This is a genomic window from Streptomyces sp. NPDC104096, from assembly GCF_055584385.1.
The window spans coordinates 11,998-37,714 of sequence record NZ_JBVJMD010000034.1 but is presented as its reverse complement, the minus strand read 5'-3'; the positions used below and the strand labels follow the sequence as shown (position 1 = coordinate 37,714).

The 25,717-nt window shown below is 70.8% G+C and carries 22 protein-coding genes, 1 tRNA gene and 1 pseudogene; 18 read left to right on the top strand and 6 right to left on the bottom strand.

From position 1 onward, the window contains the following. Positions 1-2 precede the first annotated feature (2 nt). From ACZ60B_RS28440 to ACZ60B_RS28430, 3 genes are all read right to left on the bottom strand, one after another. Entirely contained in the window at positions 3-875 is an 873-nt protein-coding gene (locus tag ACZ60B_RS28440; protein ID WP_469391781.1) for an acyl-CoA thioesterase, read from the bottom strand. A gap of 35 nt (positions 876-910) precedes the next feature. Next, positions 911-2,068 (bottom strand): acyl-CoA dehydrogenase family protein, encoded by a 1,158-nt coding sequence (locus ACZ60B_RS28435; protein WP_162469361.1) that lies wholly within the window; start codon positions 2,066-2,068, stop codon positions 911-913. Positions 2,069-2,174: 106 nt separating this feature from the next. Beyond that, positions 2,175-2,798, bottom strand: a complete 624-nt coding sequence (locus ACZ60B_RS28430) for an SACE_7040 family transcriptional regulator (protein WP_469391778.1) — start codon at positions 2,796-2,798, stop codon at positions 2,175-2,177. Between the two features lie 95 nt (positions 2,799-2,893). Between ACZ60B_RS28430 and ACZ60B_RS28425 the strand changes: the two genes are divergently transcribed. The 11 genes from ACZ60B_RS28425 (at position 2,894) to ACZ60B_RS28375 (ending at position 17,022) form a co-directional block, all read left to right on the top strand. Continuing rightward, positions 2,894-4,510: a carboxyl transferase domain-containing protein gene (locus ACZ60B_RS28425; RefSeq protein WP_469391776.1), complete on the top strand. Its 1,617-nt coding sequence runs from the start codon at positions 2,894-2,896 to the stop codon at positions 4,508-4,510. A 14-nt stretch (positions 4,511-4,524) separates the two neighbouring features. Beyond that, positions 4,525-6,456 carry an acetyl/propionyl/methylcrotonyl-CoA carboxylase subunit alpha gene (locus tag ACZ60B_RS28420; protein ID WP_469391774.1) on the top strand — a complete coding sequence of 644 codons (1,932 nt, stop codon included), beginning with the start codon at positions 4,525-4,527 and terminating at the stop codon, positions 6,454-6,456. Between the two features lie 17 nt (positions 6,457-6,473). Then, complete coding sequence (locus tag ACZ60B_RS28415; RefSeq protein ID WP_469391859.1) at positions 6,474-7,394, top strand: hydroxymethylglutaryl-CoA lyase; 921 nt, start codon at positions 6,474-6,476, stop codon at positions 7,392-7,394. A gap of 5 nt (positions 7,395-7,399) precedes the next feature. Further along, the gene (locus ACZ60B_RS28410) at positions 7,400-8,560 is read left to right on the top strand and encodes an acyl-CoA dehydrogenase family protein (RefSeq protein WP_469391857.1); all 1,161 of its coding nucleotides are present in this window, start codon (positions 7,400-7,402) and stop codon (positions 8,558-8,560) included. Between the two features lie 272 nt (positions 8,561-8,832). Beyond that, positions 8,833-9,882: an ABC transporter substrate-binding protein gene (locus ACZ60B_RS28405; RefSeq protein ID WP_469391772.1), complete on the top strand. Its 1,050-nt coding sequence runs from the start codon at positions 8,833-8,835 to the stop codon at positions 9,880-9,882. A gap of 32 nt (positions 9,883-9,914) precedes the next feature. After that, entirely contained in the window at positions 9,915-10,781 is an 867-nt protein-coding gene (locus ACZ60B_RS28400; protein ID WP_469391769.1) for a siderophore-interacting protein, read from the top strand. Between the two features lie 224 nt (positions 10,782-11,005). Next, complete coding sequence (gene desA / locus ACZ60B_RS28395) at positions 11,006-12,448, top strand: lysine decarboxylase DesA (protein ID WP_469391767.1); 1,443 nt, start codon at positions 11,006-11,008, stop codon at positions 12,446-12,448. Next, the gene (locus tag ACZ60B_RS28390; RefSeq protein WP_469391766.1) at positions 12,432-13,715 is read left to right on the top strand and encodes a lysine N(6)-hydroxylase/L-ornithine N(5)-oxygenase family protein; all 1,284 of its coding nucleotides are present in this window, start codon (positions 12,432-12,434) and stop codon (positions 13,713-13,715) included. Before desA ends, ACZ60B_RS28390 begins: the two co-directional genes overlap by 17 nt. Beyond that, entirely contained in the window at positions 13,712-14,260 is a 549-nt protein-coding gene (locus ACZ60B_RS28385; protein WP_469391765.1) for a GNAT family N-acetyltransferase, read from the top strand. Before ACZ60B_RS28390 ends, ACZ60B_RS28385 begins: the two co-directional genes overlap by 4 nt. Next, entirely contained in the window at positions 14,257-16,026 is a 1,770-nt protein-coding gene (locus tag ACZ60B_RS28380) for an IucA/IucC family protein (RefSeq protein WP_469391764.1), read from the top strand. Before ACZ60B_RS28385 ends, ACZ60B_RS28380 begins: the two co-directional genes overlap by 4 nt. A 108-nt stretch (positions 16,027-16,134) precedes the next feature. Beyond that, complete coding sequence (locus ACZ60B_RS28375) at positions 16,135-17,022, top strand: DUF4429 domain-containing protein (RefSeq protein WP_469391763.1); 888 nt, start codon at positions 16,135-16,137, stop codon at positions 17,020-17,022. A 21-nt stretch (positions 17,023-17,043) separates the two neighbouring features. Here ACZ60B_RS28375 and ACZ60B_RS28370 read toward each other — a convergent pair whose 3' ends face one another. Continuing rightward, positions 17,044-18,609, bottom strand: coding sequence for a purple acid phosphatase family protein (locus ACZ60B_RS28370; protein WP_469391762.1), 1,566 nt, complete (start codon positions 18,607-18,609; stop codon positions 17,044-17,046). A gap of 165 nt (positions 18,610-18,774) precedes the next feature. On the opposite strand from ACZ60B_RS28370, the gene ACZ60B_RS28365 reads away from it, so the two are divergent. Next, the gene (locus ACZ60B_RS28365) at positions 18,775-19,032 is read left to right on the top strand and encodes a hypothetical protein (RefSeq protein WP_469391761.1); all 258 of its coding nucleotides are present in this window, start codon (positions 18,775-18,777) and stop codon (positions 19,030-19,032) included. A gap of 13 nt (positions 19,033-19,045) precedes the next feature. Beyond that, positions 19,046-20,863, top strand: a complete 1,818-nt coding sequence (gene glmS / locus ACZ60B_RS28360; RefSeq protein WP_469391760.1) for a glutamine--fructose-6-phosphate transaminase (isomerizing) — start codon at positions 19,046-19,048, stop codon at positions 20,861-20,863. A 108-nt stretch (positions 20,864-20,971) separates the two neighbouring features. On the opposite strand, the gene ACZ60B_RS28355 is transcribed toward glmS, so the two are convergent. Together ACZ60B_RS28355 and ACZ60B_RS28350 are read right to left on the bottom strand one after the other, a co-directional pair. After that, positions 20,972-21,538: a GPR1/FUN34/YaaH family transporter gene (locus tag ACZ60B_RS28355; protein WP_469391759.1), complete on the bottom strand. Its 567-nt coding sequence runs from the start codon at positions 21,536-21,538 to the stop codon at positions 20,972-20,974. Positions 21,539-21,688: 150 nt separating this feature from the next. Further along, positions 21,689-22,216 (bottom strand): universal stress protein, encoded by a 528-nt coding sequence (locus ACZ60B_RS28350; RefSeq protein ID WP_152894508.1) that lies wholly within the window; start codon positions 22,214-22,216, stop codon positions 21,689-21,691. Positions 22,217-22,520: 304 nt separating this feature from the next. Between ACZ60B_RS28350 and ACZ60B_RS28345 the strand changes: the two genes are divergently transcribed. The 5 genes and pseudogenes from ACZ60B_RS28345 to ACZ60B_RS28325 all read left to right on the top strand — a co-directional run. Then, on the top strand, positions 22,521-22,859 hold the full coding sequence (locus ACZ60B_RS28345) for a hypothetical protein (RefSeq protein ID WP_469391757.1): 339 nt from the start codon (positions 22,521-22,523) through the stop codon (positions 22,857-22,859). Between the two features lie 376 nt (positions 22,860-23,235). Then, entirely contained in the window at positions 23,236-24,468 is a 1,233-nt protein-coding gene (locus ACZ60B_RS28340) for a helix-turn-helix domain-containing protein (RefSeq protein WP_469391755.1), read from the top strand. Positions 24,469-24,670: 202 nt separating this feature from the next. Continuing rightward, positions 24,671-25,279 (top strand): oligoribonuclease, encoded by a 609-nt coding sequence (gene orn, locus ACZ60B_RS28335; protein ID WP_469391753.1) that lies wholly within the window; start codon positions 24,671-24,673, stop codon positions 25,277-25,279. A 110-nt stretch (positions 25,280-25,389) separates the two neighbouring features. After that, a tRNA-His gene (locus ACZ60B_RS28330) sits at positions 25,390-25,462 on the top strand. Between the two features lie 70 nt (positions 25,463-25,532). Next, positions 25,533-25,717, top strand: a pseudogene (locus tag ACZ60B_RS28325) (hypothetical protein); the annotation flags it as partial.

Sequence of the window (25,717 nt, the reverse complement as noted above, 5' to 3'; positions counted from 1 at the left end):
CCTCAGTCTTGCCGAGGGACGCGGACCACGCCTTCCTGGATCACCGAGATGGCCAGTTGGCCGTCCTGGGTGTAGATGCGGGCCTGGCCGAGACCACGGCCGCCGTACGCGGACGGCGACTCCTGGTCGTACAGGAGCCATTCGTCGGCGCGGAACGGGCGGTGGAACCACATGGCGTGGTCCAGGGACGCCCCGACGACGTCGCCCACCGCCCAGCCGCCGCGGCCGTGCGCGAGCAGGACCGAGTCGAGGAGCGTCATGTCGGAGACGTAGGTGGCGAGGACGACGTGCAGCAGGGGGTCGTCGTCGAGCTTGCCGTTGGTGCGGAACCACACCTGGGAGTGCGGCTCGCGCGGCTCGCCGAACTTCCCGTAGGGCGGTTCGTCCGCATAGCGCAGGTCGATCGCCTCGCGCGCCTCCAGGAACCGCTCCACCACCTCGGGGTCGAGGTGGTCGTAGCCCCGCAGCCGCTCCTGGGAGGTGGGCAGGGTGGCGGGGTCGGGCGCGGGCGGCATCGGGGCCTGGTGGTCGAGTCCGTCCTCGTACGTCTGGAAGGACGCCGACAGGCCGAAGATCGGCTTGCCGTGCTGGACGGCGACGACCCGGCGGGTGGTGAACGACGCGCCGTCGCGGATGCGGTCGACGTTGTAGACGATGGGCGCGCCCGGGTCGCCCATCCGCAGGAAGTACGCGTGCAGGGAGTGGGCGAGGCGGTCCGGGGGAACCGTCCGCCCGGCGGCGACCAGCGCCTGCGCCGCGACCTGCCCGCCGAAGACGCGCGGGACGACGGCGGACCGGGACCGGCCGCGGAAGATGTTCTCCTCGATCTGTTCGAGGTCGAGCAGATCGAGGAGAGACTGAAGTGCCTGACTCATGCAGCCATTTCTACCGGCGGGGAGTTGCGCGGACCTTACAGACCCATGTCCTTGGCGATGATCGACTTCATGATCTCGCTGGTGCCGCCGTAGATGCGGTTGACGCGGTTGTCCGCGTACAGGCGGGCGATCGGGTACTCGTTCATGAAGCCGTAGCCGCCGTGGAGCTGGAGGCAGCGGTCGATGACGCGGTGCGCGACCTCGGTGGCGAACAGCTTGGCGCTGGCGGCCTCGGCGGGGGTCAGCTCACCGGCGTCGAGGGCCTCCGTGGCGCGGTCGACGACGGCCTCGGCCGCGTCCACCTCGGCCTGGCAGGCGGCCAGTTCGAACTTGGTGTTCTGGAAGGACGCCACGGTCTGACCGAAGACGGTGCGCTCCTTGACGTACTCCTTGGCGAACCGGACGGCGGCCTTGGCCTGCGCGTAGGCGCCGAAGGCGATGCCCCAGCGCTCGGAGGCGAGGTTGTGGCCGAGGTAGTAGAAGCCCTTGTTCTCCTCGCCGAGGAGGTCCTCGACGGGGACCTTGACGTCGACGAACGCCAGCTCGGCGGTGTCGGAGGTCTTCAGGCCGAGCTTGTCCAGCTTGCGGCCGATGGAGTAGCCCTCGGCCTTGGTGTCCACCACGAACAGGGAGATGCCGTGGCGGCGGTCCTCGGCGGTGGGCGCGGAGGTACGGGCGCAGACGATCATGCGGTCGGCGTGCACGCCGCCGGTGATGAAGGTCTTGGAGCCGTTGAGGACGTAGTGCGTGCCGTCCTCGGAGAGCTTGGCGGTGGTCTTCATGCCCGCGAGGTCGGAGCCGGTGCCCGGCTCGGTCATCGCGATGGCCCACATCTCCTCGCCGGAGGCGAACTTCGGGAGGTAGCGCTTCTTCTGCTCGTCGGTGGCGAGCAGCTTGATGTAGGGCAGGCCGAGCAGCACGTGCACGCCGGAGCCGCCGAAGGTGATGCCCGCGCGGGCGGTCTCCTCGTAGACCACGGCCTCGAACTTGTACGAGTCGATGCCGGCGCCGCCGTACTCCTCGTCGACGCGGATGCCGAAGACGCCCAGCTCGCCGAGCTTGTAGTAGAAGTCGCGGGGCGCCTGGCCGGCCGCGAACCACTCGTCGTAGACCGGAACGACCTCGGCCTCGATGAAGGCGCGCAGGGTCTCCCGGAACGCCTCGTGATCCTCGTTGAACACCGTACGGCGCACGCCGCCACCTCCAGGTCTTTGCCGTCGTCGGCTGTCTAAGCGCTTGCTCAGATCAACCGTACCGGCCGGTAGTGACAGGCGTCGAGGGGATCGGCCGTAACGCTCGTCACGCCCGCGCGGGGTCCTCCGGCTCCTCGGGCCCGGCCGCCGCGCCCAGGGCGCCGCGCGCCATCCGGTGCAGCAGCCGCGCCGTCACCGCGCGCCCCGGCAGGGACCCCGGGCGGCCGAGGTGGGGGGTGGAGTTCAGCAGACCGAAGACCGAGTGCACCGCCGAGCGGGCGGCCGGCTCGGCCAGCGCCGGATAGACCTCGCGGACCAGCCCGACCCAGAGCTCGACGTACTGCCGCTGGAGCTGGCGCACCAGCTTGCGGTCGCTGTCGCGCAGCCGGTCCAGCTCGCGGTCGTGCAGGGTGATGAGCGGGCGGTCGTCGAGCGCGAAGTCGATGTGCCCCTCGATGAGCGAGTCGAGGACCGCCTCGGCGGACCCGCCGTCCGCCTCCTCCAGGCGCCGGCGGGCGCCGGTCAGCAGCTGGCCGCTGATCCCCACCAGCAGCTCCGCGAGCATCGCGTCCTTGCCCGGGAAGTGCCGGTAGAGCCCGGGACCGCTGATGCCGACCGCGGCACCTATCTCGTCGACTCCGACACCGTGGAAGCCGCGCTCGGCGAACAGCCGGGCGGCCTCCTTGAGGATCTGCTCGCGCCGGGTGGGGGCGTCGGTTCTCGTGGCCATGGAAGCAATTCTAGACAGGGAGGTTAGCGGTCGTTAACCTGAAGGAAATGGTTAACGCTCATTAACAGTCGATCGCTGGGTGAGGGGACCGCAGGATGCAAGAGGCACCGGAGCTGACGAGCGCGGCCGATCCCGCGTCGGAGGCCTGGCAAGCCAACGAGGAGGCGCACCGCGCCCTCGTGGAGGAGCTGCACGCGAAACTGGCCGCGGCCCGGCTGGGGGGCGGTGAGAAGGCGCGGGCCAGGCACACCGCGCGCGGGAAGCTGCTGCCGCGGGACCGGGTGGACACCCTCCTGGACCCCGGCTCGCCGTTCCTGGAGCTGGCCCCGCTGGCCGCCGAGGGGATGTACGAGGGACAGGCCCCGGCCGCCGGCGTGATCGCCGGGATCGGGCGGGTGAGCGGCCGGCTGTGCGTGGTCGTCGCCAACGACGCCACCGTCAAGGGCGGCACCTACTACCCGATGACGGTGAAGAAGCACCTGCGCGCGCAGGAGGTGGCGCTGGAGAACCGCCTGCCGTGCATCTACCTCGTGGACTCCGGGGGCGCCTTCCTGCCCATGCAGGACGACGTCTTCCCCGACCGCGAGCACTTCGGGCGGATCTTCTACAACCAGGCGCGGATGTCCGGCGCGAAAATCCCGCAGATCGCCGCCGTGCTCGGCTCGTGCACGGCCGGCGGGGCGTACGTGCCCGCGATGAGCGACGAGGCCGTGATCGTGCGCGACCAGGGCACCATCTTCCTGGGCGGGCCGCCGCTGGTGAAGGCGGCCACCGGGGAGGTCGTCACCGCCGAGGAGCTCGGCGGCGGCGAGGTCCACTCGCGGGTGTCGGGCGTGACCGACCACCTCGCCGAGGACGACGCCCACGCGCTGCGGATCGTGCGGAACATCGCCGCCACCCTGCCCGCGCGCGGCACCCTGCCCTGGGAGGTCACCACCCCGGTCGAGCCGAAGGTGGACCCGGCCGGGCTGTACGGCGCGGTGCCGGTCGACTCCCGCACCCCCTACGACGTCCGCGAGGTCATCGCGCGCGTGGTCGACGGGTCGCGGTTCGCCGAGTTCAAGTCCGAGTTCGGGCAGACCCTGGTCACCGGCTTCGCCCGGATCCACGGCCACCCGGTCGGGATCGTCGCCAACAACGGCATCCTGTTCTCCGAGTCCGCCCAGAAGGGCGCGCACTTCATCGAGCTGTGCGACCAGCGCGGGATCCCGCTGGTGTTCCTCCAGAACATCTCCGGCTTCATGGTGGGCAAGGCCTACGAGGCGGGCGGCATCGCCAAGCACGGCGCCAAGATGGTGACCGCGGTGGCGTGCACCAGGGTGCCGAAGCTGACGGTGGTGGTCGGCGGGTCGTACGGTGCGGGCAACTACTCCATGTGCGGGCGGGCGTACTCGCCGCGCTTCCTGTGGATGTGGCCCAACGCCAAGATCTCCGTGATGGGCGGCGAGCAGGCCGCCTCCGTCCTCGCGACCGTCAAGCGGGACCAGCTGGAATCCCGCGGGGAGTCCTGGCCGCTGGAGGACGAGGAGTCCTTCAAGGACCCGATCCGCGCCCAGTACGAGCGCCAGGGCAACGCCTACTACGCCACGGCCCGGCTCTGGGACGACGGTGTGATCGACCCGATGGAGACCCGGCAGGTACTGGGCCTGGCCCTGACGGCGTGCGCGGGCGCGCCGCTGGCCGAGCCCGCCTTCGGCGTCTTCCGGATGTGAGGGGACCACAGACCATGTTCGACACAGTCCTTGTGGCCAACCGGGGCGAGATCGCCGTACGCGTCATCCGGACGCTGCGCACGCTCGGGGTGCGCTCGGTGGCCGTCTTCTCCGACGCCGACGCGGACGCCCGGCACGTGCGCGAGGCCGACACGGCCGTACGGATCGGGCCGCCGTCCGCGGCCGAGAGCTATCTGTCGGTGGAGCGGCTGCTGGAGGCCGCCGCCCGCGGCGGCGCCCAGGCCGTCCACCCCGGGTACGGGTTCCTCGCGGAGAACGCCGGGTTCGCCCGCGCGTGCGCCGAGGCGGGCCTGGCCTTCATCGGACCGCCTGCGGACGCGATCTCCCTCATGGGCGACAAGATCCGCGCCAAGGAGACGGTGCGGGCGGCCGGCGTCCCGGTCGTGCCCGGATCCAGCGGCAGCGGGCTCACCGACGCCGAGCTGGCCGACGCCGCCCGCGAGATCGGCATGCCGGTGCTGCTGAAGCCCTCGGCGGGCGGCGGCGGCAAGGGCATGCGGCTGGTGCGCGAGACCTCGGCGCTGGCCGACGAGATCGCCGCCGCCCGCCGCGAGGCCCGCACGTCCTTCGGCGACGACACGCTCCTGGTCGAGCGCTGGGTCGACCGGCCCCGGCACATCGAGATCCAGGTCCTGGCCGACGCGCACGGGAACGTGGTGCACCTGGGCGAGCGCGAGTGCTCGCTCCAGCGCCGGCACCAGAAGATCGTCGAGGAGGCGCCGAGCGTGCTCCTGGACGAGGCGACCCGCGCCGCGATGGGCGAGGCCGCCGTCCAGGCCGCCCGCTCCTGCGGCTACCGGGGCGCGGGCACGGTGGAGTTCATCGTCCCCGGCGGCGACCCGTCCTCGTACTACTTCATGGAGATGAACACCCGCCTCCAGGTGGAGCACCCGGTCACCGAGCTGATCACGGGCGTCGACCTGGTGGAGTGGCAGCTCCGGGTGGCGGCGGGCGAGCCGCTGCCGTTCGCCCAGGACGACATCCGGCTGACCGGCCACGCCGTCGAGGCCCGCGTCTGCGCCGAGGACCCCGCCCGCGGGTTCCTGCCGTCCGGCGGCACCGTGCTGCGGCTGGCGGAGCCCCAGGGCGACGGGGTGCGCACCGACTCCGGGCTCAGCGAGGGCACCGAGGTCGGCAGCCTCTACGACCCGATGCTGTCCAAGGTCATCGCCTACGGGCCGGACCGCGCGACCGCGCTGCGCCGGCTGCGCGCGGCCCTCGCGGACACGGTCACGCTGGGCGTGCCGACCAACGCGGGCTTCCTGCGCCGGCTGCTGGCCCATCCGGCGGTCGTCGCGGGCGAGCTGGACACCGGCCTGGTCGAGCGGGTGGCGGCGGACCTGGTCCCCACCGAGGTGCCCGACGAGGTCTACGAGGCCGCCGCGGCCGTCCGCCTGGACGCGCTGCGTCCGGCCGGCGGGGGCTGGACCGACCCCTTCTCGGTGCCGAGCGGCTGGCGGCTGGGCGGCCGGCCCCGGCCGGTCGGTTTCCACCTGCGGGTGCAGGACCCGGTGGAGTACGTGCCGCGCGGCACCCACACCGTCACCGAGGACCGGGTGTCGGTGACCCTGGACGGGGTCCGGCACACCTTCCGGCGCGCCGCCGACTGGCTCGGCCGGGACGGCGACGCCTGGCACGTGCGCGACCACGACCCGGTCGCCGCGTCCCTGGACCGCGCCGCGCACGGCGGCGCCGACTCGCTCACCGCGCCCATGCCCGGCACGGTCACCGTGGTGAAGGTGGCCGTCGGCGACGAGGTGACGGCCGGTCAGAGCCTGCTGGTCGTCGAGGCGATGAAGATGGAGCACGTCATCTCCGCCCCGCACGCGGGCACGGTCACCGAGCTGGACGTCAGACCGGGCAGCACGGTCGCCATGGACCAGGTGCTCGCCGTCGTCGCCCCGCACGAGGAGGTGGCGCCGTGACCGCCGCCGGACTGCCCATGGCCGTGCCGGACCCGGAGCTGCCGGCGCGGGTGCGCATCCACGAGGTCGGCGCGCGCGACGGCCTGCAGAACGAGAAGGCGACCGTGCCGACCGAGGTGAAGGCGGAGTTCGTGCGCCGACTGGCCGGGGCGGGGCTGGGCACCATCGAGGCGACCAGTTTCGTGCACCCGAAGTGGGTGCCCCAGCTCGCCGACGCCGAGCAGCTCTTCCCGCTGGTCGCCGATCTGCCGGTGCGGCTGCCGGTGCTCGTGCCCAACGAGCGCGGGTTGGAGCGCGCCCTGGCGCTGGGAGCGCGCCGGGTCGCCGTCTTCGCCAGCGCCACCGAGTCCTTCGCCAAGGCCAACCTCAACCGGACGGTGGACGAGGCGCTGGCGATGTTCGAGCCGGTCGTCGCGCGGGCCAGGGCCGAGGGCGGGCACGTGCGCGGCTACCTCTCCATGTGCTTCGGCGACCCGTGGGAGGGCGCGGTGCCCGTCGACCAGGTCGTCCGGGTCTGCAGGGCCCTGATGGACATGGGCTGCGACGAGCTGAGCCTCGGCGACACCATCGGGGTCGCGACCCCGGGCCATGTGCGCGAACTGCTCGTCTCACTGGGCGCGCAGGGCATCCCCGCGGACGTGCTGGGCGTGCACTTCCACGACACCTACGGCCAGGCCCTGGCCAACACCCTGGCCGCGCTCCGGCAGGGCGTCACCACCGTCGACGCCTCCGCCGGAGGTCTCGGCGGCTGCCCCTACGCCAAGTCCGCGACCGGCAACCTCGCCACCGAGGATCTCGTGTGGATGCTGCACGGCCTCGGCATCGACACCGGAGTCGACCTCGGCCGTCTCGTCGCCACGAGCGTGTGGATGGCCGACCGACTGGGCCGACCCAGCCCGTCCCGCACCGTACGAGCCCTCTCCCACCAGGAGCAGTGAACACGATGGACCACAAGCTCTCCCCCGAACTGGAAGAACTCCGCCGCACGGTGGAGGAGTTCGCCCACGACGTCGTGGCACCGAAGATCGGTGACTTCTACGAGCGGCACGAGTTCCCCTACGAGATCGTCCGCGAGATGGGCCGGATGGGCCTGTTCGGGCTGCCGTTCCCGGAGGAGTACGGCGGCATGGGCGGCGACTACCTCGCCCTGGGCATCGCGCTGGAGGAACTGGCCCGGGTGGACTCGTCCGTGGCCATCACCCTGGAGGCGGGCGTCTCGCTGGGGGCCATGCCGATCCACCTCTTCGGCACCGAGGAGCAGAAGCGGGAGTGGCTGCCGCGGCTGTGCGCCGGCGAGATCCTCGGCGCGTTCGGCCTGACCGAGCCGGACGGCGGCTCGGACGCGGGCGCGACCCGCACGACGGCCCGCCTCGACCCCGAGACGGACGAATGGGTCATCAACGGCAGCAAGTGCTTCATCACCAACTCCGGTACGGACATCACGGGTCTGGTGACGGTCACCGCGGTCACCGGCCGCAAGCCGGACGGCAGGCCCCTGATCTCCTCGATCATCGTCCCGTCGGGCACCCCCGGCTTCACGGTCGCGGCGCCCTACTCGAAGGTCGGCTGGAACGCCTCGGACACCCGTGAGCTGTCCTTCGCGGACGTGCGGGTCCCGGCCGCGAACCTGCTGGGCGAACAGGGCCGCGGGTACGCGCAGTTCCTGCGCATCCTGGACGAGGGCCGGATCGCCATCGCGGCCCTGGCCACCGGGCTGGCGCAGGGCTGTGTGGACGAGTCGGTGAGGTACGCGAAGGAGCGGCACGCCTTCGGCCGCCCGATCGGCGCGAACCAGGCCATCCAGTTCAAGATCGCCGACATGGAGATGCGGGCGCACATGGCCCGCGTCGGCTGGCGCGACGCCGCGTCCCGCCTGGTGGCGGGCGAGCCCTTCAAGAAGGAGGCGGCGGTCGCCAAGCTGTACTCCTCCACCATCGCGGTGGACAACGCCCGCGACGCCACCCAGATCCACGGCGGCTACGGCTTCATGAACGAGTACCCGGTGGCCCGCATGTGGCGCGACTCCAAGATCCTGGAGATCGGCGAGGGCACCAGCGAGGTGCAGCGCATGCTGATCGCCCGGGAGTTGGGGCTGGCGGGCTGACCGCCCTCCGCGGTCCGGGGCCGCGGAGGGCGGACGCGGGCAGGTCGTCGTCGACGGCCTGCCCGTCCGCATCCGGACGGAGCATTCCGGAACGGGCACCGGATCCGAACAACTCGCCGCACAACAAGCCGAGTTGGCCGACACGCCGGGCCCACAGGCCATCCACAGGGTGAAGTGGTCGACCCCACCCCCTGGGACATCAGTTGAGGTTAGGCTAACCTACCTTCGAATTGTCCGGCGGGTGATCCGCCCTGTTCGAAAGCAGCGTAGCCATGCCCAACGCCAGAGCCACCCACCTCTCCCGTCGCGGCATCCTCGCCGCGGGCGGAGCCCTCGGCCTCGGCGCCGTGCTCGCCGCGTGCGGGGACGACGACGCGAAGGACGGCGGTTCGGCCAAGGAGACGGCCGCTGCCGCCAAGTCCGGCCCCTGGACGTTCAAGGACGACCGTGGCACCACGGTCAAGCTCGACAAGATCCCCGCGAACATCGTCGCCTTCACCGGCGTCGGCGCCGCCCTCCACGACTACGGCATCTCGGTCAAGGGCGTCTTCGGCCCCACCAAGACCGCCGACGGCAAGGCCGACGTGCAGGCCGGCGACATGGACGTCAGCAAGGTCACCGTCCTGGGCAACGTCTGGGACGAGTTCAACGTCGAGAAGTACGCGGCCCTGGCGCCGGACGTGCTGATCTCCACGATGTTCGACGACGCCGGCACCCTCTGGTACGTCCCCGAGGCCTCCAAGGACAAGATCGCCAAGCTCGCCCCGAGCGTCGGCGTCTCCGTCTACGACCGCCAGCTCGACAAGCCGCTCCAGCGCATGTGGGAGCTGGCCGAGTCGCTCGGCGCGGACATGAAGGCCGCCGCGGTCACCGACGCCAAGAAGCGCTTCGAGACGGCCGCCGCCCGGCTGCGCGCGGCCGCCAAGGCCAAGCCCGAGATCAAGGTCATGGCGGGCTCCGCCAGCCAGGAGCTGTTCTACGTCTCCGGCACCAACCTCTCCATCGACCTGGAGTACTTCAAGTCCCTCGGTGTGAACTTCGTCGAGCCCCCGGAGAGCGCCAAGAAGGAGGGCGGCGGCTGGTACGAGAGCCTCAGCTGGGAGAACGTCGACAAGTACCAGGCCGACATCATCATGATGGACGACCGCTCCTCGACCATCCAGCCGGCCGACATCACCGAGGCCACCTGGAAGAAGCTCCCGGCGGTCAAGGCGGGCCAGGTCATCGCGCGTTCGCCCGAGCCGATCCTGTCCTACGCCAAGTGCGTGCCGCTGCTCGACAACCTCGCCGAGGCGCTCGAGAACGCGAAGAAGGTCAGCTGACCGCCCACCCTTCCTGAGCCCCAGGAGCTCCCATGACCACGGCCGTGGCCGCCCCGTTCCGCTTCTTCTCCCTCCGGGTCGTACGGACGAGGCGGCTCGGCCCGTCTCTGGTCCGGATCACCTTCGGCGGGTCCGACCTCGCCCACTTCCACTCGCACGGGCGCGACCAGAGCCTGTCGCTGTTCCTGCCGCACCCCGGCCAGCACGAGCCCGCGGTGCCGATCGAGCTCGGCGACAACTGGTGGCAGGGGTGGCGTGAACTCCCCGACGACGTACGGGCGGTGATGCGCTCGTACACCCTGCGCTCGCTGCGCCGGGACGCGTTCGGCGACACCGCCGAGATCGACATCGACTTCGTGCTGCACGGCGTGGAGCCGGGCGCGGACGCCCCCGCGGGCCCCGCCTCCCGCTGGGCGTCACGGGCGGCCGCGGGCGACCGCGTGCGGCTGCTCGGCCCGGCGGTCGCCGACAACCGCGCGATCCGCTTCCGCCCGCCCGAGGACACCGACCTGGTGCTGATCTGGGGCGACGAGACGGCCCTGCCCGCCGTCTCGTCGATCCTGGAGTCCCTCCCGGCCGGCACCCGCGCCCGGGTGTGGCTGGAGGTGGACCACGCGGGCACCGTCCAGGACCTGGCCACGGAGGCCGACGCCGGGATCACCTGGCTCCTGCGGGACGAGCACGCCGCCGCGGAGAGCCCCCTGGCGCTCGACGCCCTGCGCGCGGCGCACCTCCCGGACGCGCGGCACCCGTACGTCTGGATCGCGGGCGAGTCGGGCCGCGTGAAGCAGTTGCGCCGGCACTTCGTCGGCGAGCGGGGCGTCGACCGGCGCCGGGTCACCTTCGTGGGCTACTGGCGCCAGGGCCTGTCCGAGGAAGAGCTGCGCGAGCAGGAGTGAGCCGCCGGGCCCGGCCGAACGGGCCCGGCGGCCGCCGCTCCGACCGAAAGGGGGTCGGCGGCACGGCGGATGAGGCAGCCGCGCCCAAGTGATCGCGGTCACGGGGGAGTCGGCGTTTCGGTCCCGTTAATTAGGTTAGGCTTACCTAAGTTGAAGCCGGGAACTTCGCCGCCTTCTCCCCCTTCTCGTCCCGCACGGACTCTCCCCATCCGGAGGACCCCCACATGCGCTCGCACCTGCTCAATGACCTCACCGCGGAGGACTACCGTCGCTCCGTGACCGAAGGAGTCGAGCGGGTGGCGGCCAAACTCGCCACCACCGAACGGCCGTTCACCGGCATCACGGCAGACACCCTCGCCCCCCGCATCGAACAGATCGACCTCGACCGGCCGCTGCACGACACCACGGCCGCCCTGGACGAGCTCGAAGAGGTGTACCTGCGCGACGCCGTCTACTTCCACCACCCCCGCTACCTCGCCCACCTCAACTGCCCGGTCGTGATCCCGGCCGTGCTCGGCGAGGCGGTCCTGTCCGCCGTCAACTCCTCGCTGGACACCTGGGACCAGTCGGCCGGCGGCACCCTGATCGAGCGCAGGCTCATCGACTGGACGGCCGCCCGGATCGGCCTCGGCCCCTCCGCCGACGGGGTGTTCACCTCCGGCGGCACCCAGTCCAACCTCCAGGCGCTGCTGCTGGCCCGCGAGGAGGCCAAGACCGACAGCCTCGACCGGCTGCGCATCTTCGCCTCCGAGGCCAGCCACTTCAGCGTCAGGAAGTCCGCGAAACTGCTCGGCCTGAGCGCGGACGCGGTAGTCGGCATCCCCGTCGACCACGACCGGCGGATGCAGACCGTCGCCCTCGCCCACGAGCTGGAGCGGTGCCGCAAGAACGGCCTCGTCCCCATGGCCGTCGTCGCCACCGGCGGCACCACCGACTTCGGCTCCATCGACCCGCTGCCGGAGATCGCCGAACTGTGCCGGCAGTACGGCGTGTGGATGCACGTCGACGCCGCCTACGGCTGCGGCCTGCTCGCCTCGGTGAAGTACCGGGACCGCATCGACGGCATCGAGCGCGCCGACTCGGTCACCGTCGACTACCACAAGTCCTTCTTCCAGCCGGTGAGTTCCTCCGCCGTCCTGGTCCGCGACGCCGCCACCCTGCGGCACGCCACCTACCACGCGGACTACCTCAACCCGCGCCGCATGGTGGAGGAGCGCATCCCCAACCAGGTGGACAAGTCCCTCCAGACCACCCGCCGGTTCGACGCGCTCAAGCTGTGGATGACGCTGCGCGTGATGGGCGCCGACGGCATCGGCTCGCTCTTCGACGAGGTCTGCGACCTCGCGGACGAGGGCTGGCGACTTCTGGCCGCCGACCCGCGCTACGACGTGGTGGTCCGGCCGTCCCTGTCCACCCTGGTCTTCCGCTACATCCCGGCCGCCGTCACCGACCCGGCCGAGATCGACCGCGCCAACCTGTACGCCCGCAAGGCCCTGTTCGCCTCCGGCGACGCCGTGGTCGCGGGCACCAAGGTCGGCGGCCGCCACTACCTGAAGTTCACCCTGCTCAACCCCGAGACCACCGCGGACGACATCGCCGCCGTCCTCGACCTGATCGCCGGCCACGCCGAGCAGTACCTGGGAGAATCCGTTGACCGCGCTTCCTGAGTCCCGACCGGGGACCTACGACTTCGTGGGGATCGGGCTCGGCCCCTTCAACCTCGGCCTGGCCTGCCTCACCGAACCGATCGCCGGACTCGACGGCGTCTTCCTGGAGACGAAGCCCGACTTCGAGTGGCACGCGGGGATGTTCCTCGACGGCGCCCACCTCCAGACGCCGTTCATGTCGGACCTGGTCACGCTCGCCGACCCGACCTCCCCGTACTCCTTCCTGAACTACCTCAAGGAGCGCGGCCGGCTCTACTCGTTCTACATCCGCGAGAACTTCTACCCGCTGCGGGTCGAGTACGACGACTACTGCCGCTGGGCCGCGAACAAGCTGAGCAGCATCCGCTTCGGCACGACGGTCGAGACGGTGACGTACGAGGACGCGGACGCGCACTACGTCGTGACGACCACCGCGGGCGACACCTACCGCGCCCGTCACCTGGTCCTGGGCACCGGCACCTCGCCGCACCTGCCCGACGCCTGCCGGGACCTGGGCGGCGACTTCCTCCACAACTCCCGCTACCTGGAGCACAAGGCCGAGTTGCAGCGCAAGGAGTCGATCACCCTGGTCGGCAGCGGCCAGTCGGCCGCCGAGATCTACCAGGACCTCCTCGCCGAGATCGACGTGCACGGCTACCAGTTGAACTGGGTCACGCGCTCACCGCGCTTCTTCCCGCTGGAGTACACCAAACTCACGCTGGAGATGACCTCGCCGGAGTACGTCGACTACTTCCGCGAGCTGCCCGAGGACACCCGCTACCGGCTCACCGCCGAGCAGAAGGGCCTGTTCAAGGGCATCGACGGCGATCTGATCAACGAGATCTTCGACCTGCTGTACCAGAAGAACCTCGGCGGTCCGGTCCCCACCCGGCTGCTCACCAACTCGGCCCTGACCGGCGCCCGGCACGACGACGGCACGTACACCCTGACGCTGCGCCAGGAGGAGCAGGGCAAGGACTACGAGCTGCGCAGCCAGGGCCTGGTCCTGGCCACCGGCTACGCCTACGCCGAGCCGGAGTTCCTCGCCCCGGTCCGCGACCGGCTGCGCTACGACGGGCACGGCAACTTCGACGTGGCCCGCAACTACGCGATCGACGTGACGGGCCGGGGCGTCTTCCTCCAGAACGGCGCCGTCCACACGCACAGCATCACCTCGCCCGACCTGGGCATGGGCCCGTACCGCAACGCCTACATCATCCGTGAGCTGCTCGGCACCGAGTACTACCCGGTCGAGAAGAAGATCGCGTTCCAGGAGTTCGCCATATGACCGCCCCCCGCACCGGCATCGGGACGTTCACCGTCCGCCCGCTCGACCCGCTGGACGACGCCGAACTGCTGCACGGCTGGGTCACCCACCCCAAGGCGGCCTTCTGGATGATGCAGGACGCGAAACCGGAGGACGTCGAGCGGGCGTACATGGAGATGGCGGCGGACGAGCACCACCACGCGCTGCTGGGCCTGCACGACGGCGTGCCGGCCTTCCTGATGGAGCGGTACGACCCCGCCCACCGCGAGCTGGTCGGCCTGTACGAGCCGCTCCCCGGCGACGTCGGCATGCACTTCCTCGTCGCCCCGACGGACACGCCCGTGCACGGTTTCACCCGCGCGGTGATCACCGCCGTGATGGCGCACCTCTTCGCCGACCCGGCGACCGCCCGGGTCGTGGTGGAACCCGACGTCGGCAACAAGGCCGTGCACGCCCTCAACGAGGCGGTCGGCTTCATACCCGACCGCGAGATCGAGAAGCCGGAGAAGACGGCGTTGCTGAGCTTCTGCACCCGCGCGCAGTTCGAGAAGGCGGTGGCCGCATGACCCTCGCCGACTCCGTGGCCCACCTCTCCCCCGAGCGCTGGGAGCGGGCCAACCGGCTGCTGGTCCGCAAGGCCCTCGCCGAGTTCGCGCACGAACGGCTGATCAGCCCCGAGCCGGACGGCGAGGGGTACGCCGTGCGCGGCGACGACGGCCAGACCGTCTACCGGTTCACCGCCGTGCGCCGCGCCCTCGACCACTGGCAGGTGGACGCCGACTCCATCACCCGCCATCGGGACGGCACCGAACTCCCCCTGGCGGCGCTGGACTTCTTCATCGAGCTGAAGAAGTCCCTGGGGCTGAGCGACGAGATCCTGCCGGTGTACCTGGAGGAGATCTCCTCCACCCTCTCCGGCACCTGCTACAAGCTCACCAAGCCGCAGATCCCCTCGGCCGAGCTGGCCCGTGCCGGCTTCCAGGCGATCGAGACCGGCATGACCGAGGGCCACCCCTGCTTCGTGGCCAACAACGGACGGCTCGGCTTCGGCGTCCACGAGTACCTGTCGTACGCGCCCGAGACCGCGAGCCCGGTACGGCTGGTGTGGCTGGCCGCGCACCGCTCGCGGGCCGCGTTCACGGCGGGCGTGGGCATCGAGTACGAGTCGTTCGTACGGCAGGAGCTGGGCGAGGAGACCGTCGAGCGCTTCCGCGCCCGGCTGACCGACCTGGGACTCGACCCGGCCGACTACCTCTTCATCCCCGTCCACCCCTGGCAGTGGTGGAACAAGCTCACCGTCACCTTCGCCGCCGAGGTCGCCCGCCGGCACCTGGTCTGTCTGGGCGAGGGCGACGACGAGTACCTCGCCCAGCAGTCCATCCGGACCTTCTTCAACTCCTCCCACCCCGAGAAGCACTACGTGAAGACGGCCCTGTCCGTCCTCAACATGGGGTTCATGCGGGGCCTGTCGGCCGCGTACATGGAGGCCACCCCCGCGATCAACGACTGGCTCGCGCAGCTCGTCGCCACCGATCCGGTGCTGCGGGCGAGCGGTCTGTCGATCATCCGCGAGCGGGCCGCCGTGGGCTACCGGCACCTGGAGTACGAGGCGGCCACGGACCGCTACTCGCCCTACCGCAAGATGCTCGCCGCGCTGTGGCGCGAGAGCCCGGTGCCGTCGCTGGAGGAGGGCGAGTCCCTGGCGACCATGGCCAGTCTCGTCCACGTGGACCACGAGGGCGCCTCGGTCGCGGCCGCGCTGATCGAGCGGTCGGGGCTGGCGCCGGCCGAGTGGCTGCGCCGCTATCTGCGGGCCTACTACACCCCGCTGCTGCACAGCTTCTACGCCTACGACCTGGTGTACATGCCGCACGGCGAGAACGTGATCCTGGTCCTGAAGGACGGGGTGGTGCGGCGCGCGATCTACAAGGACATCGCCGAGGAGATCGCGGTCATGGACCCGGACGCGGTGCTGCCGCCCGAGGTCCGGCGCATCCGCGTCGAGGTGCCCGAGGACATGAAGCTGCTGTCGATCTTCACGGACGTCTTCGACTGCTTCTTCCGCTTCCTCTCCGCGAACCTCGCCACCGAGGGGGTCCTGACGGAGGACGAGTTCTGGGGCACGGTCGCCGAGGTCACCCACGAGTACCAGGAGGCGAACCCCGAACTGGCCGACAGGTTCCGCCAGTACGACCTGTTCGCCCCCGCGTTCGCCCTGTCCTGCCTCAACCGCCTCCAGCTGCGCGACAACCGGCAGATGGTGGACCTGGCGGACCCGTCCGGCGCGCTCCAGCTGGCCGGCGACCTGGCGAACCCGCTCGCGGGCCGGTAACGCTCCCCCTGCGGACGGGCGCCCCGCGGTACGGTCCCGCGGGGTGCCCGTCGCCCGCGGCGGAGAATCGCCGGGGCCGGAGGACTGCCGTGATGGAAGAATCGCCGTATGGCGGAGATCATCCAGAAGGACGGCACCTGGGTCTTCGACGGGGACGCCGTGCGGCTGACCCCCGGACGGGACAAGAGCGTCGGCCTGCTGCGCCGGACGCTGGGCGAACTCGTCGTACCACTGGAGGCGTTGGCCGGGGTGTCCTTCGAGCAGGGCCGCAAGTCGGGGCGGCTGAGGCTGCGGCTGCGCGAGGGCGCCGACCCCCTGCTCCAGGCCACCGGCGGCCGGCTCACCGAGCCGCACGACCCCTACCAGTTGCTGGTGGAGCCCGAACGTCACGGCGTCGCCGAGTACTTCACCGACGAGGTGCGCAACGCGCTGCTGCTGGACGAGGTCGGCTCCGGCCCGGTGGACCGGTTCCTGCTGCCCGGCCCGTCCGTGCCGCTGTCGGTGTCCGCCGGGGACGGCACGGCGAGCTTCGACGGGGACCAGGTGCGCCTGGAGTGGAACTGGAAGACGGAGGACGCCAAGGCCGCGGCCGGCGCCCGTACCCTCGCCGTCCGCGACCTCACGGGCGTCGAGTGGCACCCGGCCGTCGGCCTGGAGAACGGTTCGCTGCGCTTCCTCGTGCGGGGCGCGTCCACCAAGGCCCCGCCGAAGTACGACCCGAACTCCGTGGAGCTGTGGGGCTTCAAGCGGGACCCGCTGATGGCGCTGGTCGCGGCGGCCGTGCAGGCCCGGCTGCCGCATCCGGCCGCGGCCGCCGAGGAGGACGTACGGCCGTCCGGGCCCGTGGTGCCCGGACAGCTCGGGCCCGCCTCCGCCGAGGACGGGCACGACGCGCTGCTGCGGCGGCTGCGCGAGCTCGGCGAGCTGCACCGCACGGGGGTGCTCACCGACGAGGAGTTCACCACGGCCAAGCGGGCGATCCTCGGACGGATGTGAGGACCGCCCGCCCGGCCCCGCCTACTTCGCCCTGCGGGCCACCGTGAAGTGGTCGATGCGGTCGCCGGTCTCGGCGATGCCCTGGACCTTCAGGGTGGCGTAGCGGCCCTTCTGCGCCGGGACGACGTCCACGCGCAGGAAGGAGTAGTTCAGGTAGCGCACGCGCGACCAGGTGACCGTCTCGTTCTGCTTGCCGCCCTTGAGGTTGACGAAGGAGGCGACGGAGTCGACCTCGTTCTCGTGGCCCTCGTAGGAGTCCGGGGCGGTGAAGGCGTACAGGCTGCGGCCCGCCGCGCCGGCCGTGACGTACACGGTGCCCTCGGTGTCCGAGTAGGCCGTCTCGCCGATCGGGAGCTTCTTGACGACCCGGTCGCCCTTGATCACGTCGGTGCGCTCGTACTGGTGGTTGTGGCCGTTGATGACCAGGTCGACCTGGTACTTGTCGAACAGCGGCACCCACTCCTGGCGCACGCCACCCTCCGAGGCGTGCGCGGTGGAGGTGCAGTACGCGCAGTGGTGGAAGAACACGATGACGAAGTCGATGTTCTTCGAGGCGCGGAACTTCTTCAGCTGTCCCTCGAACCACGTGGTCTGGGTGCCGCCGGAGATGCCGAGGTTGGCCGGGATCTCGAAGGAGACGTCGTTGGGGTCCAGCGAGATGATCGCGGTGTTGCCGTAGACGAAGGAGTAGACGCCCGGGAGGTTCTTGGGGTCCGGGCCGTTGTCCGGGAGGGTCCAGCGGGCTTCCTCGCCGCCGTAGCCGTTGGGCGAGTACCAGGCCTCCATGTCGTGGTTGCCGTACGAGACCATCCACGGGATCTGCTTGGCGACCGACTCGGTCTGGTACAGGAACTGGTCCCAGGTGCGCGAGTCGAACCCGGTGTCGGTGGTCTTGCCCTGGCCCGCCGGGTCGCCGTAGGCGATGTCGCCCGCGTGCAGGTGGAAGGCCGGGTTCTGGCCGAGGATCAGGCTGTCGTTGGCCAGCGCGTGGTAGCTGACGCCCTGGTCTCCGAAAGCGGTGAAGGTGAACGGCTGCTTGCGGTCGGGCGCGGTGGTGAAGGTGCCCAGCGTGCCGGCCAGGTGCGCCTGGGCCGGGTCGAAGCCCTGGTGGCCGACGCCGTAGTAGTACGTCCGGCCCGGTCGCAGGTGGGTGAGCTTGGCGTGCAGGTAGTACTGGTTGTGGTCACCGCTCGCGCCGACGCCGGCCGGGGTGTACAGGGTGCGCACCTCGGCCTCGATCTTGCGCGAGAGGTCCCAGGGGTGGGCGCCGATCCGGATGAACGGCTTCTTCACCGCAACCGGGACCTGCCACGAGACCGTCATCTCGGTGCTCGGGTCGTTGCCGTAGGCGAGGTGGCGGCCGAAGGGGGCGACGAGGGCGCCGTCCACCGTCTCGGTGGCGGGCGCGGTGGACTGGGCGGGCACGGCGGCCTGGGCGGTGGCACCCGGCACGAACGCGCCACCCACGACGGCGCCCACGGTGACCGCGCCGCCTCTGATCATCGTGCGCCTGGAGAATCTGGCGCGCAGGTATTCGTGCTGTTCGGCCATGCTCATGCGCTCGGCCAGCTGCTCGGGTACGCCCATGCGAGGAATGTCCATGGCGTCTGAAACTCGTCCCCCAAGGCAACGGACCGCAAGACTCAGGATGGACAGCTGACGAACAGCGCCTCATAAGAGATTCAACACAGCCCTGCCCGAAATCGGGCAGGATTCTTGCGGATCCACCGCCGGTACCCCAGGATCTACCGAGTGCACGACGAACTCGTTGATCACCTGACACGGTCCACGCCCCTCAACCGGGGTGAGGCCCTGCGGGTGATCCAGGACGTGCTCGCCTACTTCGACGAGACGACCGAGGACTACGTCCGTCGCCGCCATCGCGAACTCCAGGCCCAGGGCCTGGTGAACGTGACGATCTTCGAACGGATCGAGGCGGACCTGAAATACCGGGCGGTGTCGCCGCCGGAGCTCTCGCTCCGACAGCTGCGCCGCATGGTCTACGGCTGAGGAATACCTATATATGTGCGGAATTGTCGGATACATCGGTCGGCGTGACGTCGCCCCCCTTCTCCTGGAAGGTCTCCAGCGTCTGGAGTACCGCGGCTACGACTCCGCGGGCATCGTCGTCACCTCGCCGAAGACGCCCGGCCTGAAGCTGGTCAAGGCCAAGGGCCGGGTCCGCGACCTGGAGGCCAAGGTCCCGGCGCGCTTCAAGGGCACCACGGGCATCGCCCACACCCGCTGGGCCACCCACGGCGCCCCGTCCGACGTCAACGCCCACCCGCACATGTCGGCCGACAGCAAGGTCGCGGTCGTCCACAACGGCATCATCGACAACGCCTCCGACCTGCGCAAGAAGCTCGAGGCCGACGGAGTCGAGTTCCTCTCCGAGACCGACACCGAGGTGCTCACCCACCTCATCGCGCGCTCCCAGCACGAGAAGCTGGAGGACAAGGTCCGCGAGGCGCTGCGGGTGGTCGAGGGCACCTACGGCATCGCCGTGATGCACGCCGACTTCAACGACCGCATCGTGGTGGCCCGCAACGGCTCCCCGGTCGTCCTCGGCATCGGCGAGAAGGAGATGTTCGTCGCCTCGGACATCGCCGCCCTGGTCGCCCACACCCGCCAGATAGTCACGCTGGACGACGGCGAGATGGCCACCCTCAAGGCCGACGACTTCCGGACGTACACCACCGAGGGCACCCGCACCACGGCCGAGCCGACCATCGTGGAGTGGGAGGCCGCGTCGTACGACATGGGCGGCCACGACACGTACATGCACAAGGAGATCTTCGAGCAGGCCGACGCCGTGGACCGCGTGCTGCGCGGCCGCATCGACGACCGGTTCTCCACCGTCCACCTCGGCGGGCTGAACCTGGACGCCCGCGAGGCGCGCCAGATCCGCCGTGTGAAGATCCTCGGCTGCGGCACCTCGTACCACGCGGGCATGATCGGCGCCCAGATGATCGAGGAGCTGGCCCGCATCCCCGCGGACGCCGAGCCCGCCTCGGAGTTCCGCTACCGCAACGCCGTCGTCGACCCCGACACGCTGTACATCGCCGTCTCGCAGTCCGGTGAGACGTACGACGTGCTGGCGGCCGTCCAGGAGCTGAAGCGCAAGGGCGCGCGGGTGCTGGGCGTGGTCAACGTCGTCGGCTCGGCGATCGCCCGCGAGGCGGACGGCGGCGTCTACGTGCACGCGGGACCCGAGGTCTGCGTGGTCTCCACCAAGTGCTTCACCAACACCACGGTCGCCTTCGCGCTGCTGGCGCTGCACCTGGGCCGCACCCGCGACCTGTCGGTGCGCGACGGCAAGCGGATCATCGAGGGTCTGCGCAAGCTGCCCGCGCAGATCACCGAGATCCTGGAGCAGGAGGCGGAGATCCAGAAGCTGGCCGAGGAGTACGCCGAGGCCCGCTCGATGCTCTTCATCGGCCGCGTCCGGGGCTACCCGGTGGCCCGTGAGGCCTCGCTGAAGCTCAAGGAGGTCTCCTACATCCACGCGGAGGCCTACCCGGCCTCCGAGCTCAAGCACGGCCCGCTGGCGCTGATCGAGCCCGCTCTGCCGACGGTCGCGATCGTCCCGGACGACGACCTGCTGGAGAAGAACCGCGCGGCCCTGGAGGAGATCAAGGCCCGCAGCGGCCCGATCCTCGCGGTCGCGCACCGGGAGCAGGAGAAGGCCGACCGGACGATCGTCGTGCCGAAGAACGAGGACGAGCTGGACCCGATCCTGATGGGCATCCCGCTCCAGCTCCTCGCCTACCACACGGCGAAGGCCCTGGGCCGGGACATCGACAAGCCGCGCAACCTCGCCAAGTCGGTGACGGTGGAGTAGGACTTCCGCTCCTCGCGCAGTGACATGAACGACCCCCTGTGAGCCACCGGCACAGGGGGTCGTTCTTTCAGGGGCCGGGGCCGCCCGGTGCCCCGGCCCGCGCCTGCCTCAGCCGGTGGCCGTCACCCCCCGGCCGGCGGCGCGTCCGGGAAGTGCCGTGGGCCAGTGGGCCAGGGCCGCGGTCGCCGCGTACCAGGCCACCGCTCCGGCGGCCACGGCGAACCAGCCGCCGGCCTTGGCCAGGCCGCCGCTGCCGTTGAAGGCGGCGACGGCCAGCAGCAGGAGCGAGACGAAGAACAGCCCGTAGGTGCCCTGGCCGAGCTGGTCGCCGCCCGCCAGGGTGAGGCTGAGCGCCACCAGGGCGAACAGCAGCAGGAAGAGTCCCGCGGCGTTGTCGGAGGCCTGGGTGCCCGCCGAGACGGCCCAGGTGAACCAGAGTGCGCCGAGAACGGTGTAGGCGGTGCCGTTCGCCGTGTCGCGGTCGCGCAGGGCGAGCAGCCCGGCGAGGAACAGGGCGACTCCGCCGACGTAGTGGGCGAGGGTCACGGCGTCTGCCGCCGTCACACCGTCGATCAGGTCCGTGTAGCCGAGTCCGAACGCCAACAGGGTGATTCCCAGGGCGAGTCGGCCGAAGATCGTGGTGGTGGTGCTTCCCGCAGAGACGTCGTTGTCCACGGCGGGCTCCCTTCATGCATGTGCGTTGCGCGGTGAGCGATATATGCCCTTCACAAGGGCACAAACACTTGCTACGCGCGAGTAGATTCGCGCCGCGCACCAAGGGAGTTGAGCCGGTCCGCCGGACATCTCGCCTGCGGACGCGGGGAGTTACGGAATGACGATGACGGGCCGCTTGGCCCGCTTGGCGAGCCGCCCGGCGACCGAGCCGAAGATCCGGCCGACGATGCCGTGCGTGGAGCCGACGACGATCGCGTCGGCCTCGTACTCCCGCCCCACCTCTTCGAGTTCGTGGCAGATGTCGCCGCCGCGCTCGACCAGGATCCAGGGCACCTCCGCGAGGTACTCCGCGCAGGCGAGTTCCAGACCGAGCACCTCGGTGCGGTGGTCCGGCACGTCCACGAAGACGGGCGGTTCGCAGCCGGCCCACACCGTGGTCGGCAGTCGGTTGGCGACATGGACGATGATCAGGCCCGACCGGGAGCGGTGGGCCATGCCGATGGCGTACGCGAGGGCCCGCTCACTGGACGTGGAGCCGTCGAAGCCGACGACGACGCCGTGCTTGAAGGCGGGGTCGCACGCGTGGCGTTGCTCTTCCGCCGCGAGGGGCTCGGCCGCCGTGGGGTCGGCGACGGGCCGCTTGCGGTCCGCGGGTTCGAAGAATTCGTGACCGGCCATGACTGTCTCGGCGTTCAGATCCTCGTGGGTGGGGACGACGGCGGTGGGACGGAGGTGTGTCCGGGAATCATCTTCCCAACCCCATACCCCAAGGGTACGGCGGCACTCCTCCTTCGCCCATATCCCGCGCGCGCTCCGTGCGGGTTCCCCGGAGCATGCACGAGGGGATGCCCAGGACGCAATGGTTGCTGCCCCGTACAGGCTGTTCGCACAGGATTCAACAGGATTCCCTTGACCGGTCCTGGTGACCGAGCGACCGGGCGGGCGTTGAACCCGCGTGAACGACCGCCACAGGGAGCACGCCATGCCCTCACCCCGCACCGGCCCCGAGGCCGGGCGCGCCGCCGCGCCGGCCCCGGACACGGCGACCGACGTGGTCCGCTGGGCCGCCTTCAGCTGTGTGCTGGTCCCGGTGGTGCTGCTCTGGTACGGCTCCTCGCTCGCCGGCGCCGTCGGTACGGCGCTCGGTCTCGCCGCCGTCACTGTCGCGTGCCGCGCCCTGTTGCGCCGGTCCGAACGCGGCGCGGCCCTGCTGCGGGCCGGGGCGGACGCGCCGTCCGCGACCCGCGGACGGCGTCACAGGGCCGGAACGGGGGCACAGGGGGGCGGACGTCGCCCCGGCGGAAGTACACCGGTCGGCTGACCGGTTTTTATGCACGGGAGCGCTTGTTTTCAGCCAACTTCCCGCTCCCGCGCATCCCTTGCCCCGAGTACCCCCCTCACCCCGTTCGACCTGCACGGATAGGGCCTCGGGGGCCCTGCGCACCCTACGGGGATTGGCCACTGCCACGAGGCGCACTTCCCTGCACGCCCCACGAGTGCAACGCTTCGTGATCGAATGCTTCACGCCAAGTTGCCATGTCGACAATGTGCCCAGTGGTGAACTGGTCACGACGGCACCACGCGACACAGTAGATTCGATCTTGACTGTTACGGCGGGGGACTCGTGCAGGACCGAGGGGAAACGTGCAGGAGCGACACAACCGAGGAGCCGCGACCACCGAGGGGGGCTTAGCAGTATGAGCCACGACTCCGCTGCCGCGCCGGAAGCCGCGGCCCGGAAGCTTTCCGGGCGACGCCGCAAGGAGATCGTTGCGGTGCTGCTGTTCAGCGGCGGCCCCATCTTCGAGAGTTCCATACCGCTGTCGGTGTTCGGGATCGACCGCCAGGACGCCGGCGTGCCGCGCTACCGACTGCTGGTGTGCGCAGGCGAGGAAGGCCCACTGCGGACCACAGGGGGCCTGGAACTCACCGCACCACACGGCCTGGAGGCGATCGCCCGGGCGGGCACGGTCGTCGTGCCGGCCTGGCGTTCGATCACCTCGCCGCCACCGGAGGAGGCGCTCGACGCACTGCGCCGGGCGCACGAGGAGGGCGCCCGCATCGTCGGGCTGTGCACCGGCGCCTTCGTCCTGGCGGCCGCGGGCCTGCTGGACGGACGACCGGCCACCACGCACTGGATGTACGCGCCGACGCTGGCCAAGCGCTATCCGTCGGTGCACGTGGATCCGCGCGAACTCTTCGTCGACGACGGCGACGTGCTGACGTCGGCGGGCACCGCGGCCGGAATCGATCTCTGTCTGCACATCGTGCGGACGGACCACGGCAACGAGGCGGCCGGTGCGCTGGCCCGCCGGCTGGTGGTCCCGCCGCGCCGCAGCGGCGGTCAGGAACGCTACCTCGACAGGTCTTTACCAGAGGAGATCGGCGCCGACCCGCTGGCCGAGGTCGTCGCCTGGGCGCTGGAACACCTCCACGAGCAGTTCGACGTGGAGACCCTCGCGGCGCGCGCGTACATGAGCAGGCGGACGTTCGACCGACGCTTCCGCTCGCTCACCGGCAGCGCGCCGCTCCAGTGGCTGATCACCCAGCGCGTGCTCCAGGCGCAGCGCCTGCTGGAGACGTCGGACTACTCGGTGGACGAGGTCGCGGGCCGCTGCGGCTTCCGCTCGCCGGTGGCGCTGCGGGGTCACTTCCGGCGTCAGCTGGGCTCGTCACCGGCCGCCTACCGGGCCGCGTACCGGGCCCGGCGCCCGCAGGGCGAGCGGCACCTGGAGAGCGAGGGCCCGTCCGCCCCGCTCCCGGCGGGGCCGGTGCCCGCGCTGCACCCGGAGGGCGGGCCGGTCCCGCCGCAGACCCGCCGTACACCGGCGGCGGCGCTGGCCGCCTCGGCGTCCGGCGCCGGGGACGGCGGCCGGGAGGCGTACCTGTCGGGCCGGGCGAGCCTGCCCGGCCAGCGCAGCGCGACGTGACGGCGCACGGGACGACGTACGTGACGATGTGACGTGCGGCACGGGAAGGGGTGGTCGGGGCCGGATCTTCCGGCCCCGACCACCCCTTCGCCTTCTCTTCCCCCACTGCCGCCCCTCCCGCCCCTCCCGCCCCGGGAGTCCGCGCCACAAGCTCGCCGCACGACCGGTTCGGCCCACGGCGACGCGCCGTAAGGTTAGACACATGAACGATCGCATGGTGTGGATCGACTGCGAGATGACCGGCCTCTCGCTGTCCGACGACGCTCTCATCGAGGTGGCCGCCCTCGTCACCGACTCCGAGCTCAACGTGCTCGGCGACGGCGTGGACATCGTCATCCGTCCGCCGGACTCCGCACTGGAGACGATGCCCGAGGTGGTGCGCCAGATGCACACCGCCTCGGGCCTGCTCGACGAGCTGGCCGGCGGCACGACGCTGGCGGACGCCGAGGCACAGGTCCTGGCGTACGTACGCGAGCACGTCAAGGAACCCGGCAAGGCCCCGCTGTGCGGCAACTCGGTCGGCACCGACCGCGGCTTCCTGCTCCGCGACATGCCCGCCCTGGAGAACCACCTCCACTACCGGATCGTCGACGTCAGCTCGGTGAAGGAGCTGGCCCGGCGCTGGTACCCGCGGGCCTACTTCAACAGCCCCGAGAAGAACGGCAACCACCGCGCCCTCGCCGACATCCGCGAGTCCATCGCGGAACTCCGGTACTACCGCGAGGCCGTCTTCGTGCCCCAGCCCGGCCCCGACTCGGACACCGCGAAGGCGATCGCGGCGAAGCACGTCCTGCCTGCTCAGCAGGTGTAGCAGGGGCTCGGGAAGCGCCGCCGTAAAAGGTGTGCGCGAGCACCCCTCAAGACCCTGTACACTTTTTCTCGGCCGGTAGGGGAAACCGAAAAGTCAACCACCGGCCCATGGTGGGTGTAGCTCAGTTGGTAGAGCACCTGGTTGTGGTCCAGGTGGCCGCGGGTTCGAGTCCCGTCACTCACCCTGAAGGTTCAGCGGGTGACCTCCTCACGGAGGTCACCCGCTGACGCGTTTCCGGGAGACTCACCTCACCGTGCACACCGAACCCCCGCACACCGAACCCGTGCGAGCCGAGCTCGTGGGCACCGATCCCTTGCGCGCCGAACTCGTGGACCCCGAGACCGTGGGCACCGATCCCTTGCGCGCCGAACTCGTGGACCCCGAGACCGTGGGCACCGATCCCTTGCGCGCCGAACTCGTGGACCCCGAGACCGTGGG